The 15,541-nt window shown below is 35.7% G+C and carries 17 protein-coding genes and 1 pseudogene; 15 read left to right on the top strand and 3 right to left on the bottom strand.

Annotation, left to right across the window (positions count from 1 at the left end; translation table 11 throughout):
- Window positions 1-385 precede the first annotated feature (385 nt).
- The 9 genes and pseudogenes from MKL33_RS03545 to MKL33_RS03505 form a co-directional block, all read left to right on the top strand.
- Window positions 386-916, top strand: a complete 531-nt coding sequence (locus MKL33_RS03545; protein WP_017385393.1) for a Csu type fimbrial protein — start codon at window positions 386-388, stop codon at window positions 914-916.
- Window positions 917-989: 73 nt separating this feature from the next.
- Entirely contained in the window at window positions 990-1,694 is a 705-nt protein-coding gene (locus MKL33_RS03540) for a fimbrial biogenesis chaperone (RefSeq protein WP_270906462.1), read from the top strand.
- A 9-nt stretch (window positions 1,695-1,703) separates the two neighbouring features.
- Window positions 1,704-4,163 (top strand): fimbria/pilus outer membrane usher protein, encoded by a 2,460-nt coding sequence (locus MKL33_RS03535; protein ID WP_270906461.1) that lies wholly within the window; start codon window positions 1,704-1,706, stop codon window positions 4,161-4,163.
- Window positions 4,154-5,173, top strand: a complete 1,020-nt coding sequence (locus MKL33_RS03530; protein WP_075384156.1) for a Csu type fimbrial protein — start codon at window positions 4,154-4,156, stop codon at window positions 5,171-5,173. The genes MKL33_RS03535 and MKL33_RS03530 overlap by 10 nt, the downstream gene beginning before the upstream one ends.
- Before the next feature lie 226 nt (window positions 5,174-5,399).
- Window positions 5,400-6,086 (top strand): glutathione S-transferase, encoded by a 687-nt coding sequence (locus tag MKL33_RS03525; RefSeq protein ID WP_075384155.1) that lies wholly within the window; start codon window positions 5,400-5,402, stop codon window positions 6,084-6,086.
- A gap of 7 nt (window positions 6,087-6,093) precedes the next feature.
- The gene (locus tag MKL33_RS03520; protein ID WP_075384154.1) at window positions 6,094-6,855 is read left to right on the top strand and encodes an SDR family NAD(P)-dependent oxidoreductase; all 762 of its coding nucleotides are present in this window, start codon (window positions 6,094-6,096) and stop codon (window positions 6,853-6,855) included.
- 9 nt (window positions 6,856-6,864) lie between these two features.
- Window positions 6,865-7,548: an SDR family NAD(P)-dependent oxidoreductase gene (locus MKL33_RS03515; protein WP_130172441.1), complete on the top strand. Its 684-nt coding sequence runs from the start codon at window positions 6,865-6,867 to the stop codon at window positions 7,546-7,548.
- Window positions 7,549-7,626: 78 nt separating this feature from the next.
- Window positions 7,627-8,184 (top strand): chorismate mutase, encoded by a 558-nt coding sequence (locus MKL33_RS03510; RefSeq protein ID WP_202724237.1) that lies wholly within the window; start codon window positions 7,627-7,629, stop codon window positions 8,182-8,184.
- A gap of 11 nt (window positions 8,185-8,195) precedes the next feature.
- Window positions 8,196-8,339, top strand: a pseudogene (locus MKL33_RS03505) (TetR/AcrR family transcriptional regulator); the annotation flags it as partial.
- A 76-nt stretch (window positions 8,340-8,415) separates the two neighbouring features.
- Here the strand turns inward: MKL33_RS03505 and MKL33_RS03500 are convergent.
- The 3 genes from MKL33_RS03500 to MKL33_RS03490 form a co-directional block, all read right to left on the bottom strand.
- Window positions 8,416-10,605, bottom strand: a complete 2,190-nt coding sequence (locus MKL33_RS03500) for a TonB-dependent receptor family protein (RefSeq protein WP_270906460.1) — start codon at window positions 10,603-10,605, stop codon at window positions 8,416-8,418.
- Window positions 10,606-10,758: 153 nt separating this feature from the next.
- A complete protein-coding gene (locus tag MKL33_RS03495) occupies window positions 10,759-11,274 on the bottom strand; it encodes a hypothetical protein (RefSeq protein WP_270906459.1) in 516 nt (171 codons plus the stop codon).
- A gap of 113 nt (window positions 11,275-11,387) precedes the next feature.
- Window positions 11,388-12,110, bottom strand: coding sequence for a type 1 glutamine amidotransferase (locus MKL33_RS03490; RefSeq protein ID WP_017398409.1), 723 nt, complete (start codon window positions 12,108-12,110; stop codon window positions 11,388-11,390).
- Between the two features lie 266 nt (window positions 12,111-12,376).
- On the opposite strand from MKL33_RS03490, the gene MKL33_RS03485 reads away from it, so the two are divergent.
- The 6 genes from MKL33_RS03485 (at window position 12,377) to MKL33_RS03460 (ending at window position 15,532) form a co-directional block, all read left to right on the top strand.
- On the top strand, window positions 12,377-12,607 hold the full coding sequence (locus MKL33_RS03485; RefSeq protein ID WP_005068685.1) for a hypothetical protein: 231 nt from the start codon (window positions 12,377-12,379) through the stop codon (window positions 12,605-12,607).
- Between the two features lie 150 nt (window positions 12,608-12,757).
- The gene (locus MKL33_RS03480; RefSeq protein WP_270906458.1) at window positions 12,758-13,132 is read left to right on the top strand and encodes a TonB C-terminal domain-containing protein; all 375 of its coding nucleotides are present in this window, start codon (window positions 12,758-12,760) and stop codon (window positions 13,130-13,132) included.
- Between the two features lie 301 nt (window positions 13,133-13,433).
- A complete protein-coding gene (locus MKL33_RS03475) occupies window positions 13,434-13,703 on the top strand; it encodes a hypothetical protein (protein WP_270906457.1) in 270 nt (89 codons plus the stop codon).
- 290 nt (window positions 13,704-13,993) lie between these two features.
- Window positions 13,994-14,452, top strand: a complete 459-nt coding sequence (locus MKL33_RS03470; protein WP_005803530.1) for a hypothetical protein — start codon at window positions 13,994-13,996, stop codon at window positions 14,450-14,452.
- 186 nt (window positions 14,453-14,638) lie between these two features.
- On the top strand, window positions 14,639-14,839 hold the full coding sequence (locus MKL33_RS03465; protein WP_002114613.1) for a hypothetical protein: 201 nt from the start codon (window positions 14,639-14,641) through the stop codon (window positions 14,837-14,839).
- A gap of 183 nt (window positions 14,840-15,022) precedes the next feature.
- Window positions 15,023-15,532: a hotdog fold domain-containing protein gene (locus tag MKL33_RS03460; protein ID WP_119685173.1), complete on the top strand. Its 510-nt coding sequence runs from the start codon at window positions 15,023-15,025 to the stop codon at window positions 15,530-15,532.
- The last annotated feature ends 9 nt before the right edge of the window (window positions 15,533-15,541 follow it).

Below are 15,541 nucleotides of genomic sequence, written 5' to 3'. Positions count from 1 at the left end.
AATTAAAGAGATAAATAATATAAAAAATAAATTGGCTGTAGAAAATTATCTAATTTTTTAAAGTTAGCTAAATTTTGAAATATTTATTTAAATTTATCTTAATATTTTTTCTAGTGTTTTTATTAAAATTATTTAAATCAAATATTTATATTTTATAAATATTGTTTTTTTGTATCCGTAAGATAGGTTTAGGTAAATTTGTTTTATTGATTAGAAATTAAAATAATAACATGAACATGCATTTTATTTATTTTTATGTATTATGTTGGAAAGTAGGATAAAAAAATAAGCTTTAAAAGAGCAGTCAAATAAAAATGATTGTAAGAATAAGGGTTAAATTTTTTATATCTATTAATTCGATAATTTAGTTTAAAAGGTTTTGGCCATGAAAAAGACTTTTATTTATTTATCAGCAGTTGTTGCAGGAGTATTTTCTCTCAATGCGGCAAATGCAGCTACAGCAACAGGTACATTAACTGTTAGAGCAACAGTAACGAATAGTTGTGTATTGAATACCTCTGCAACTGGCACGACAACAAATGCTGTTTTAGATTTTGGTACATTAAGTTCACTTGCTGGCAATGTTGATGCAGATACCACAACGACTGGTGGTACCTCAATTAAAGTCCTTTGTAATAATACTGTGCCATGGACTTTGTCATTTGATGGTGGTCAGAATGTTTTATCAACCCAACGTCGTATGATCGGTGGGGCGACTAGCAATGAATATATTCCTTACAACCTTTTCTCTGACACAGGACGTGCCACAGCAATTGGTATTGCAACGACTGCCTACAGTGGAACCGGAACGGGTAATGTTCAAACTGTAAATGTGTATGGTCGTATTCCTGCAGGAACAACTTTACCAAGTGCAGGTAGCTATGTTGACAGTGTGACTGTCACGGTAACTTATTAATTTGCATAAATTAGAATTACGTTAGCCCTTTTGAAAGGGCTAATACATTAAAAAAGTTATATTTGAGCAAATCATGAAAAAAAATATTTTTATTATTACGGGATTATTCTTATCTTTATCTAGCTCTATTAACGCCGCAACAATCCGTCTTTCACCTGTAAATGTAGAAATATTAAGTAATCAAAATGCTGCTTCAATTAGTTTATATAACCAGTCAAATGAAAGTGCTGATTTGCAGGTGCGTGTATTTGAATGGAGACAAAATGCTGGTCAAGATCAGTTAATCCCTACGGATGAGATTGTAGTTAGTCCACCATTTTTAAAACTACAACCTAATGACTCTTATAACTTACGTGTAGTTAGAATTAACCCAGAACCTGTTTCTGGTGAAAAAACCTATCGTATTATTATTGATGAGTTACCCAAACCAATTGATAGCCGTAAAGCAGCTCAGGGAGTAAATGTATTACTTCGCTCATCATTACCTGTATTTGTAGTAAATAAAGATGCGATTACCAAACTGAGTTGGAAAATTGATGTTAACCAGAACACACCTTCTTTAAATATTAGCAATATAGGTAACCGACATGCGTTGTTAAATAGTCTAATGCTTGTTGATACAACTGCCAATAAAAGTTATCCCATTAAAGTAAATACTGTGAATGGTTATATTCTTGCGGAGAAGTCGAAAAGTTACTCGATTAGTAACTTTACCTATCAACCAAATCATAAATACAGCGTATCTCTAACAGTTAATGGTAAGAAAACCACACTTTAAGAGGCTTATATGAAATACATTATAGGTGTCTTATGTGTTGCGTATTTTCCTACGTATTCTTTTGCCGAACAGTTACTAGATTATACGAATACTGCAGTTCCGAGTGTTCCTAAATCTGTTGGTAACGATAATAAATATAAACACGTAGGAACGAATGAGCAGGAGCAAGATCTTAATTTCATTCATCTATTTTTAAATATTTCGATTAACTCAAATGCTTCTGAAGATTTGGTTGCTGTAAAGCAATCTAAGGATGGAAAACTATATATTCGTTCTAGGGCCTTAAAAACTTTAAGACTAAAAATGGATGAACATATCCCAGATAACCAGTGGGTATGTATCAACGATCTAAACGGAATCCAGTTTAAATATCTCGAGAATGAGCAGTCTTTAAACCTAAAAGTTCCGTCGAACATGTTAACGGGTTACTCAGTCGACTTAAGTGGCCAGCAGGTCACTAACCCACATTTGCTAAAGATGAAACCCTTAAACGCGGCTATTTTGAACTACAGCCTCTATCATACTATAACCAATGATGAGAATGTTTTCTCAGGTACGGCAGAAGGGATCTTTAACAGCGCAATCGGTAACTTTTCATCAGGGGTTTTATATAACGGTAGTAATGAAACTAGCTATAGCCATGAAAAGTGGGTGCGACTGGAAACTAAGTGGCAATATGTCGACCCTGAAAAGATCAGGATATATACCCTAGGCGACTTTATTTCTAATAGCCCAGACTGGGGAAGCAGTGTCCGTCTTGCCGGTTTCCAGTGGTCGAGTGCTTATAGCCAACGCGGTGATATTGTCACCTCGGCACTCCCGCAATTCTCAGGTTCGGCAGCACTGCCTTCAACCCTAGATTTATACGTCAACCAACAAAAGATTTATTCAGGACTAGTGCCATCTGGTCCCTTTGATATTAAACAGCTCCCATTTATTTCAGGAAACGAAGTCACCCTTGTGACTACCGATGCAACGGGACAGCAGAGCATTACCAAAAAGCCGTACTATTTTTCATCCAAGATTCTGGCAAAAGGCATAAATGAGTTTTCAGTAGATGTTGGGGTGCCACGCTACAACTATGGACTCTATTCAAACGATTATGATGATGCCACCTTTGCCTCAGGTGCGATCCGATACGGTTACAGTAACTCTCTGACCTTAAGCGGTGGTGCAGAAGCTTCAACAGATGGTCTGTCGAACCTAGGCACAGGATTTGCCAAAAATATTTTGGGTATTGGCGTGATCAATGCCGACATTGCAGCGAGCCAATATAAAGATGAAAACGGTTATTCTGCCTTGCTGGGTTTAGAAGGTCGCATCAGTAAGAACATTTCATTTAACACCAGTTACCGCAAAGTATTTGATAACTATTTTGACCTAGCCCGTGTGTCTCAAGTTAGATATTTAAAAGATAACCAGATTAATCCCGAGTCACAGAACTACCTGAACTACAGTGCACTGGCCGATGAGATTTTTAGGGCAGGGATTAATTATAACTTTTATGCAGGCTATGGGGTTTATCTGGGCTATAACCAGATCAAATATAGTGACAACTCCTATAAATTACTGTCTACCAATTTAAGTGGAAGTCTGGACAAGAACTGGGGCTTTTATGCATCAGCGTATAAAGATTATGAAAACCATAAGGACTATGGAGTTTACTTTGCGCTGAGATATACACCGTCAAGTAAAGTGAATGCGATCACGAGTGTATCTAGTGACAGCGGTAGCCTACGGTATCGCCAAGAAATATTCGGATTATCAGCACCCCAAATTGGTTCATTTGGCTGGGGTGGTTATGTTGAGCGCGATCAGGATGCAAATGAAAACAATGCCTCGATTTATGCCTCTTACCGAGCACGGGCAGCTTACCTGACGGGACGCTATAACCGATTTGGGGATAATGATCAGGTTGCAGTTTCGGCGACGGGTTCATTGGTTGCTGCGGCGGGACGTATCTTTGCGGCCAATGAAATTGGAGATGGCTACGCAGTTGTAACCAATGCCGGACCACAAAGTCAAATTATAAATGGCGGGGTCAATTTGGGAGAAACTGACAAGTCTGGAAGATTTCTGATTCCTAGTCTCATGCCATATCAAGTGAACCATGTTTATTTAGATCCATCGTATCTTCCTCTGAATTGGAATGTTAAATCTACAGATCAAAAAACAGTGGTGGGTTACCGTCAAGGAACTTTGGTTGACTTCGGTGCTCATCAGGTCATTTCTGGATTAGTGAAACTGGTTGATGAAAATAATTCACCGTTGATGCCGGGTTATACCGTTCGAATTAATGGTCAGCAAGATGGGATGGTTGGGTATGACGGTGAAGTATTTATTCCAAACCTGTTAAAACAAAACAAACTTGAAGTCGATCTTCTAGATCATGGTTCATGCCAAGTTGACTTCACCTATAACAGTAATCAGTACACAAGTAAAAAATTGGGACCTTATGTATGTCATTAAATATTATGAATAAGGCTCAAATAGAGAGCTATAAGTTTTTTCCATTGTTTTTAAAGTATTTTGTAGGCATTTGCTTATTTTATCTTGTTTATGCATTTTTTAGTCCGGCACATGCAGCTTGTACGGTAAGTGGAACCACAAATAACACTTTTATCTACACAGCAGCAAATATTAATAGTGATGCAACCGTAAACCTTTCAGGAACAATTACTTGCACGAATTTAGGACTTCCCCAGATTTCTAATTTCATGTGTATGAAAACCGTATTTACGGGAACCACAAATGCAATTAATAGTGTGTCATTACCGTATACGGTTACTGCAACTGTAGGTGGAGCTGGGTCTTCTACCACAAACCAAACCTCCAATGTGTGGTATGGCCCAGTACCAACAGTCGCATCAAATAATATTGTGAGTTACTCGGTAAATATAAAAGTACCAGCTCGAACGGGGTCTCTCATTGCATACCCTCAAGGAACATATACGGCTTCGGTTCGGTTGTATTGGGATATGGATCTTTTGGGTTTGTCATGTGGTGATTTACTTGGTGGTTGGGATTCAGGCGATACACTGCTAACAGCGAACTTTGTAGTACCAAGTTTGTGTCAATTAAACTCAACCTCAACTGTAGATTTCGGCGATATTAATGACATTGGTACGACTAAGCGTGATTACACAGCGCAAGGGGCCGTGAATACGACCTGTAATTTTGGAACGCCATATAGTATTTATTTAGGGGATGGAAACAACCGTATAGCTGGAGGCTTTAGGCGTATGATCAATAGTAATAATGAATTTATTCCCTATCAGCTATATAAAGATTCTAACTATAGTACGGTATGGGATGCCACGGGAGGCGTAACCAATGTTGGGGGAACAGGAGGGGTCTCAAAAACAGGCACAGGCAGTGCTCAAACGACTACAGTTTATGGAAAGATTCCGCAAGGTACTGCCATCGCAAGTAGACCTGGCGTCTATTCTGATAGTGTTGTCGTTACGGTGACTTATTAAGCTTTCAAACTTATATGTGGAGCTCTTTTTATAGCAGAGCTCCCTATAGTTCAAAGTATATTGCTTAAAAATTGTTAAGATATAAATAATAAAAATCAAATAATTCTTAGCTTTCGGAACTTATTCGTCATCAAAAACAGTTTGACTTAAAAAAGCATTCTGTATATTTATTGATTAGTTCTAAAAAAGAACTAGATAAAAGGCAATTAAAAATAAAGGTGAATAAATGTCGAATATTATTTTGCATCAATGGGAAATTTCTCCATTCTGTCAAAAAATTTCAAGGGTTTTGAAATTTAAAGGAATCTCATTTGACACAGTTAACTATAACGGCATTCTTGGAGCGAAAGTTCCTCTACTAAGTAAGGTGGGCAAAGTACCTGTCATTGATCATAACGGGCAACGGATTCAAGACAGTACTCGAATCGCGCGCTATCTAGATGAAGCCTTTCCAGACACACCTCGGCTTTACCCTGAAGATCCAAATCAAAAAGCTCTTGCTGAACTTTGGGAAGATTGGGCAGATGAATCTCTTTATTTTTATGAAGTCTATTTACGCGTAAATGACTCAGAAGCTTTAGAAGAAGCGATTCGCATTAGTAGCATTGGTCGTCCAGTTTATGAAAAGCCCATGGTAAAAGGTTTTATTTTAGCCGAGTTAAAAACGCAGCTATTCTTTCAAGGCTTAGGACGTATGAAAGCTGAAAATGTTGAAGAAGAATTTATCCGACATCTCGACCGTATTGAGCAGGTTTTGTCACAAAGTGAATGGTTAGTTGGAAACAGCCAAACCATTGCAGACATTGCTGTAGTTGCTCAACTCGGTGAAGTGATCCGCACCAGTAAAAAATTTAGTAAAGAAATTTTGAATCGTCCGTTTATTGCATTATGGTATAAAAAACAAACAGGGTGAAATGTCTATGACATCAGCAACACTAGATAAAAAACAAGATTGTGCGGTTGTTATTGGCGTTGGGGCATCACAAGGTATTGGTGCAGCGGTGTGTCGTCTTTTCGCCAAAGAAGGCTTAAAAGTCTATGTTGCTGGACGTACTTTCCAGAAAATTGAAGCAGTGGCTGCTCAAATTCATTCCAATGGTGGAGAGGTTGTCGCGTTTCGTTTAGATGCAGAAGATATACACCAAGTACAGGCCTTGTTTGACACTATTACAAGTCAAAATGAGCGTATTACTGCTGTCATTCATAATGTGGGAGGAAATATTCCTTCCATTTTTTTACGCAGCCCATTGTCATTTTTTACTCAAATGTGGCAATCCACTTTTTTATCGGCCTATTTAGTTTCTCAAAGCTGTCTAAAAATCTTTAAAGATCAAAATCACGGTACGCTTATTTTTACTGGAGCGAGTGCGTCTCTACGCGGCAAACCTTTTTTCGCAGCTTTTACGATGGGAAAATCTGCCTTAAGAGCTTATGCCTTAAATCTAGCCCAAATCTATAAGCCACAAAGCATACACATTGCTCATGTGATTATTGATGGTATGGTCGATGGCGATAGAGTGAATAAAGCATTATTTGGTCTGGGGCGGTTAGCTCGTCTTACGCGTGGCACTGGCGGACTTAATATTGATGCAATTGCAGAAAATTATTGGATGCTTTACCAACAAACACCTCAGCTCTGGACACATGAGTTGGATTTACGCCCATATCAAGAAAAATTTTGAGAGACTAAAATGTTAAAAAAAATATTTCAAAAATTTCAAAAAAAGCAGGGCTGTGTTGTAGTGGCTGGTCATGACCTTCAACTGATTGAGCGTGATTTTGTAATTCTAGATAAAAACGCACATTTTCCATTACATCTTTATCAAGTTGTGCATGATTCAACTGCGCAAAAGATGAAAATACATTCTATAAATGATGGCGTGACAGCAGTACATTTAAATTTAGTGAATGCAGATCACTTAAAATGCTTATTGCGTTATATTTCAAAACACGGGCATACCATTGAACTCTGTGTATTTCAGCCGAGTTTTTCATCTTCGCCCAATATTGAAGCTTTATCTTTAGAAGAGATTGAACACAGTTGGCAGACCACAGGTTTAAGTGCAGTAAGTGTCGCTCAAGCTGTGATTAAACCTATGCTTAAACAACAGCGGGGCACAGTTATTTTTCTTGGCGCACCCTCTAATCATTCGATCCATTACGATGTGTTAAGCCAAAGCATGTTTGCAAGCATCCGTGCTTTAGCACAGTCCTTAGCCAGAGAGTTTCAACCTAAAGGCATTCATGTTAGTTATTGCATGATTGAAAAATGGGAGGGGCAAAACCCGCACTTTACCTCATCTCTCAAACAAGTATGCCAACACATCTATCAGCAACCTGATTCTGCATGGAGCCAAGAACTTAGCCTATCTTAAAATTTTACTTTCACATGTTCTTGAAATACAGTACTGATCTGAAATGATCATAGAACAATAATTTCGGTAGGTTTTTAAATGGTGAATATAAAGAGTTTTCAGCGAACGGTTCAAGTAGTGTCGACCTTGGCGGCTTTTATGTGTTTTTCTTCACTCGCGCAAGCTTCACAATACACTCAAACTGCTCGTTTAGTTAACGAACGCTTATCTTATATGAAGGATGTTGCAGGTTATAAAGCAGAGCAGCATTTACCTATTGAAGATTTAACTCAAGAAAAGAAAGTTCTGGATCAATCACTTTCTGAAGCCGAATCTTTTGGTTTAAATAGCGAAACAGTAAAGCCATTTATTGTGACGCAAATGAATGTTGCCAAGGCCATTCAGTATCGCTATCGCGCAGATTGGTTATCGAGTCCAGAAAGCAATTGGAAGCCACAAGATTTAGCAGAAGTACGTTTAAAAATTAGTTCTTTGAACACTGAGCTTCTAAAAAATATCGCTTATGAACTTAAGAAAAATCATAACAAAGCACCTCATGGCTGTAGTTATATGTGGCCTGTTCAGCATTCTCAACTTAAAGACGCTGACAAAAAAGCTTTATGTGTGGCACTAAATAAAATTAAGTTAAAAGACTGAAAACAATAATTATAACCGTAAAAGTTACCGCTACAGTTTAAGATGCCTACATGTTTTTGTTTGTGATTGATGGGGCAATGGTCCAGCTTTTAAGTGCAAATAAGATCGATGAAAGAGATAAATTATTAGAATATTTTATGTCGACGCTCGCTTAGATTGGTTAGTACTCTAAGGTTTAATTCTTATAAAAAAGCCCTCCGAGGAGGGCTTTTTATTCAATTTGGTTTAGCTTTAAAAGTCAAAAGAGGTTTGTAGATAGAACGTACGTGGCAGTCCTACATACTTACCGCCTGTAGAGTCTGTTGAGCGAGTAAAATATTGCTTATCAAAGATGTTTTTGATTCCACCAGCGATTTTTAAACCTTTAACTTGTGAACTTAAGTCATAAGAGGTACGTAGCGCAAAAGTGGTGTAACCCGGAATATCTCCATATTTACCATCAGCAGTTTCTTCTGTTTGATAGACATTACTATCTGGAAGATCTGGTGAATGCTGCTTAGATTGAGCAAACATATCCGCATTTAAAGACCATTTATCTACTGTGTAACCTAACCCAACATTACCGACATGACGCGAGTAAAACGGTAGGTCTTTATCTTTAAATTGACCAGCTTCAGCCACTGCTTTGGTGAAAGTATAGTTTCCATATACTTTTAAGCCTTCCAGTGCATCAGACAATTGTCCGAAATCATAGCTAATACCTGTTTCGACACCTTTATGGCTGGTTGCCCCTAAATCTGTCCAGATTCCGTTATTAGCAGCATCACGAACCAATGAAAGCTCTTTATCAAAGTCTAAATAGAACACGGTAAATTCGGCATTTAAACCATTGCCCAAATATTTGGTGCCAATTTCATAGTTGTTCGACTTTTCAGGATGTAAGCCTTCGGTTGTAGCCGTTGCGGTTGTTCCTTCAAGACGAGCTAATTGACTGTATTGCTGTGGACCGAACGATACGCCTGCGTTTGCAAATATATTCCAGTTTTCATTTGCTGAGTACATCACGGATAAACTTGGTAAAAATTCGTCTGAATCAATTTTTGGATAAACAGTATTAGGTTGTCCTTTGTTATAACCTGTGAAGTTATTATGGGTTTCAATTGATTCGAAACGAACACCCGGTGTAATCGTCCAACGGCCGAGTTCCATACGGTTGTCGATATATACAGCATGTGCTTTAGTACCGCCTTCACTACTACTACGCGGAGCAAAATCTGGCACTGATGAACCTGCTGCATAAGATGCAGTACGTCCTGCAAATTCAGAACTTTCTTCTTTTAAATAGCGATAGCCAACCGTTACTTCATTTTGAGTATTACCAAGTTCATAAATGCGAGAGTAACGCGGTTCAATTGCATAGACTTTATAATCGCGTGGAGCAGAATCGAGGCGTTTTTGCCCATTCGCTAGTGTAGTCTCAAGATTACTAGTACGGAAAGAGTCGATGTAGTAACTCAAAACCTCGAAGTTATTTTTTTCATCTTTATGGTTATAACGTAAAGAGACATCTGTACGTCGACCTGCAAAATAGTTCTTTTCACCAGAAGATTGATAAGGGTTTTCAGCATATTGCGCCTGAGTTAAACCCTCTGGCATTTCACCACGACCTTCATAATGATGCAGATTTAAAGCAACCGAGTCTTTATCATTAAATTGATACGCAGACTTTAGCATTACATCATCGATATCAATCTTATTGTTAGCTTCTCGATAACCATTTCCTTTAGTCCCTGAATATAGAAGGGCAAGGCCTAAACCATTATCTAAAGTTCCTCCCACAAATAGATTAGGGCTCAGTTTTACTTGGTCAGTACCAGAAGCATATTCTGAAGTCAGGCTAACAGTTCCGCTAAAATCTTGAGGAATTGAGCGAGTCGCAAAGTTAATAATTCCGCCTACGTTTTGAGGCCCAAAACGTACCGAACCTGCACCGCGCACAACGTCAACTGACTCAATATTACCAATTGAAACAGGAGCTAAAGATAACTGTGGCTGACCATAAGGTGCAAATGAAAGTGGAACGCCGTCTACTAGAACTGTTGAGCGAGGTGATAGGCGAGATGCTAGACCACGAACCCCAATATTGAGTGAAACATCACTACCACCTGTTCCGCTGCTATCTTGAGCTTGAACCCCGGGAATTTGTTTTAATGCTTCTCGGATTGAAGTTGCAGCTGTTTCATCTAAAAGCTTACGGTCAATAATAGTTCGAGCGCCAGCATGCTTGTGAACAGTTTCTGCATTTGCTTCTTCTAACCAGTTACCTTGTGCCTTAATGGTAATAGTCGGTAAAGCACTAGCAGTTGTATCTTCAGCATGTACAGGAAGTGCGAGATAAGTACAAGCAATTCCGATTGCATAGCTAAGTGTAGAAACTTTGAACTTAAAATTTGGTAGTGAAAGAGGGGTTGAGCGGTCCATGTTGATGTATCGAAATCCTAAACGATAATTATAATCATTATAGCGAAAAAGTAACAAAATTTTATAAATGTAATTTAATTTTTTTTAGAAAAACTAAACATAGATTTTATCTAATCATTTTCATAGAACAGCCCTCCGAAGAGGGCTTCAAATTTATTTAAAGTTAGGTTGATTTAAGATTTTGTAGACCTTTTCTTTATATACATCATTAGAAATAACACCTTTATCTCGCTGTTGTTTTAGCGATTTAAACTGTTGGCCACGAATTTCTCTTTGAATACCCACATTATCATGATGTCTAATGTAGTAAAGACTACGCTCATGATCACTCATATTCACTGTTTCATCAGTAAACGAAGAAGGCTTTGCTTCATTTTCTTGATATTGTTTTGCAATTTCAAAAAAATCTACGTTTTGAGAATGAGGAGAATTAAATGAATTTTGTTGTTCAGTCAGCTGATGGTTCTGAGTGTTAGCATTTACTTCAAGCATACTTTTATGCTGGTTAAATCTAGGGCGGTTATATTCTTGTTTCGTTTGAAATGTGTTTGTTTCAGCAAAGATGGAAGAAGAAAAAAGCCCAATATTTAAAGATAAAAAAGTTAATAAAAATCTATTCATTTCTTTGGGAGTCCAATTGAAATTGAGTAAATTACTGTATTGTAACATTAAAATTTAATTTTTGAAGGTTTGACTTCAAGAGTGCTTGATCAACTGGTAAATAATAACATCTGTAGCGGAGCGTAAAAGCCAATTTAAAAAGGCTTTTTACACTCATTTTTTTAAGATCGTTTTGAATATTCTTCTTTCAATTTATCCAGAAAAATAAAGAGGTTTTGATTCATTTCTTGATAGTCATGCTTCCGTAATTCTTCACGAGTATTCACAAATTTATAATTGTGAGCATCATTTAACTCGACTTCTGAATGTTGAATCAGTAATTCAACTACTTCTGAAGTTAATTCCATATGACATTGTAGGCCATAAACTAATTTGGAATATTCAATAATCTGTCGTGGGCACCCTGCGCTAAAAGCAATAATTTTCGCGTTGGGAGTTAAACCTGGCATGTCGTTATGCCAATGGCCAACTTCGGTCATTTTTCCTAAGTGAGAAAGCTTAGAATGTATTATTCCGTATTCTGTAAGCATAATTGGAAACTTACCAATTTCTCGCTCTGGACTATGTTCAAATTTGGCACCTAAAGCTTCACCGATCAATTGAGATCCTAAGCATACCCCAATAACCACTTTATTTGCTTCAATTGCTTTTTTAATCATTGCTTGTTCGGCTAATGAATTAAAGTGAGGGCACATATCTAATGTAGTATCAGGACTTTGTGGGCCACCCATTATAATAAGAAAGTCGATATCTTCAACAGAACTTGGCAAAACTTCATTTAAATACACTCTTGAATAGGTAATTTTGAAGTTATTCATTTTGCCCCAAATTTCATATGCGCCAGGCGCTTCAAAATCTTCATGAACAATAAAATGTAACCGCATAACAATCCTTAAAATCTAAACATTAATAGGTCGATCATTGGTTAAAAATCAAGGAAATATTAAAAGTAGAATAGGGCCTTTAATACATCCAGTTTTGAAAACTTATATGGGCCAGCTTTATTTGTTTTTATCGAAGTTGGAATTAATTTTTTGTTTTTAAAATACATACGATATATTTATTGTTAAGTTAAACTAAATTATTCTGATGTGACAATGGCAGTACAATTTGTTAAATTGTGTAGCTTTTATCAAAGTGGACAAAATTTATGAAGACATTTTTAGTTATATCTTTATTGGGTTTTGGGCTGATTGGTTGTGCTTCATCTCCATATAATTCTCAAGAAAATTATTTGAATAAACCTCCAATAGTTCCAGAGAATAAAGCTTTTAATAGTTTTAAAACACCCGAACACGGGATTTTTACTGATCGAGATGTCTATAATATAAATATATCAGAAAATTCGAATCTAAATTTTCGTTATGAAGTTCCTTTTTAAAGAAAAATAAAATATTAACTAAAAAGGACGGAGCAAAGGTGGCTTAACACCTTTGCTAACTCATAATAATCAATGATTAATACAACCTTTTGGGTGGTTTTTTAAATTTTAAACTGTTAAATTTTAGTTATTGAAAACAAGGTATTTTAAATGAAAAACTTCACTATTGTTGCTTCTTTATTTTTATTGGTTGGGTGTGCTACAGGTCACAAACAAGTCACTCCTACGCAAGTGGCTGATAATAAAATTATTTCAGAAGCTGAAAAATATAAAAAACAATATCAAAAGAAAATTTATAAAACCTGGGATATTCCCAAGTCTTCTACAGGTATGAGTGCAAGTGTTAAAGTCTTTTTAACGGATACTGGCGAAATTGAGCAAATTATCTTTTTAGATAAAGAAGAGCAAAAATTTAAAACAAGTATTGAAAAAGCTATCTGGCATTCTAGTCCATTTGTTTTACCCTCTAATCCGGAGGTAAGAAAGCAAGCAAGAAAATTCAATATTAAGTTTCAGGTAAAATAAATCAGTTATGTTTGAATACTAAGAGCAGATTTATAATTTTGAGTAAGTTAAATCTGCTCTTTAGATATTTATAGTATTGATATAGTAGGGTTTAGCTATATTGAACTGATCTTTAAGAGCTAAATTCAAAAGTAGAATGCCAACATTTCAGTGTAGTTAGAAAATAAGGCATTTTATTTATATATTAAAAAAATATAAAAATTTGTTACATTAATATCAAAAGGTAACATAAACAGAACTTTAAAAGAATGAAAAATTATTATAGAAAATAAATAATTTCGTAAGAGTTGTAAGTAAAAATATGAGTGAAGTAAAGAAGCCTCATACTGAAAGTAAAGCAACGAAAGTTGTAGCGTGGTGTCTAATTATATTTGGAATTGTTTTAGGAATAGCCTTTATTTTGTCATATGGGCAAGTTGAAACTAGAAATGATAATTTAGATATTATTCGAGTGTGGTCTGCACAAATGGTCACAGTTGGTCTTTTTATTATATTTAATGGTTTGCTGTTCGGTTATTTACTTTTAAAAATTAGTAGTATTTTGAACCACCTTGAAAATAATAAAAACTAGAATTTCTTTGAATAAATTCAGTTCAAATATTAAATAGAGCTAAGATTTTATTTAAAGCACTTCTCAATGATATGAAAAATTGAAAGAAAATTTTTCAAAATCTTCTTTTATTTTGGTATTTTATGTTGCATGTTTCGCATTTTTAAATGTTTTTGATAAGTAATTTACTATTAACTTTCAAAAACCTTGTATTTCTTACATTTAGTTGATGAGTTTTACCCTATCTTACATAAAAAAATAATAGTCTAAAGAAGTATATAAATATACGCATGAGAAGATAGGAGGTTAAGATGCCAAAATATCTAGCAATAGCAGATAAGGTTTATAAAAAAATTAAAAATGACAACTTGTTTTCTGATGATGTAATAGAAAATTTAAATTGTTTGGTTGGGCTTATTCGTAATGCGATAAAAGGTACTGAATTCAAATTAAAGTATAATTTTATTAATTTTGAAGACTGCTTAACCAAGCCCATCGAGCAATGCTCGGTAAAAATTGATTTTAGTCTTATGCCTAAGTTTGATAATGAAGGTGAGTTTATTTTATGGCTTGCAGGATTTATTGAAAGAATCACTGAGGGAGGTAAAGCCAAATTTCCTCCTATTTCTCAATTGGTCCCTCAAGGCTTTAGTATGGGAAATGAAAATATTCCAGTAACTACTTTACCTGTAAAAGAAGAAAATGCAGAAATGATTGTTAATTATTTTAAATCAGATGATTATATTAAAAATAATAAACTACCTTCTTAAAATATATAAAAGTTATAAGCCAATTATCTCTAACAATTTAGAGCTTAGTAACCGCCTTCGAGGGCGGTTTTCTTTGTTATATGTATCTTAAAGTGTCTGTTACATAAATGATGATTGTTTCATGTTGAATGTATCTGTTAATTATTTGAGCATGGTATGAGACAAGTGAAGTAAAGGATAAATCTCATGATAGATGAAGAAAAACCCTTAAATTTTGATGATGATGAAGAGCCTCTTGATTTTGCAGATGAAGAATTTATCGATGATAAAAAAGAGGATGAGTTGTATAACAGTATTACCAAAGATGGCTCTAGTGTCGATCCGGCAGATGATGGTGAGCGACATATTCGACCTGAAGATGGCGATCCCATAGAAGTCGAAGAATAATCTATAGCCCAATTTTATATTGGGCATTTTAATTTCTAGCGTATTTGGTTGAACAACAACAAACCCTAGATGTTATTCAAAAATTATCATTAATGACTTAAAAAACATGAAAGTTAAGCAATGAGTCTAGAGATATGAGGCTATATATTTATTAAATTCTTATTCTCAGCCAGAAGTAAAACTATGAGTAATTATATTTATAAATTTGCCAACCAAATCAAACATAACGCTGTACCACCAATTAATGACGTTCTGCTCGCTTTTAGAACATTGAAAGCAATACCAGGTGGATTAACGTTGTTGTCAAAAGTTGTTAGCCGTGTTGCTCCATATTTTCAAACAGTAAATCCAATTATTCAAAAACTAGATGCTGACGTGTGTGAAGCTTTCATCAAAAAGAATAAATCAGTCGAAAATCACATAGGAACAGTTCACGTTATTGCCATATGTAATGGATTAGAATTTGTTATGGGTGTACTAACCGAAGCATCTATTCCTCAACATTTAAGATGGTTACCTAAAGGCATGAACGTAAATTATGTCGCCAAAGCCGATTCTGATATTAAAGTCGTCGCAACAATTGATGAAGAATGGAAAGTTGGCGATATGCAAATAAAAGTAAATGCCTATAGAGCAGATGGACTGCCTGTAGTTCAAGGGTATATTACACTTTGGGTTACAGAGAAAAAGTAAGATGACAGA

The sequence above is a fragment of the Acinetobacter sp. AOR43_HL genome, from assembly GCF_027854635.1.
Lineage (GTDB): Bacteria > Pseudomonadota > Gammaproteobacteria > Pseudomonadales > Moraxellaceae > Acinetobacter > Acinetobacter pittii.
The sequence above is the reverse complement of the archived record's forward strand: the minus strand, read 5'-3'. Positions and strand labels throughout refer to the sequence as shown.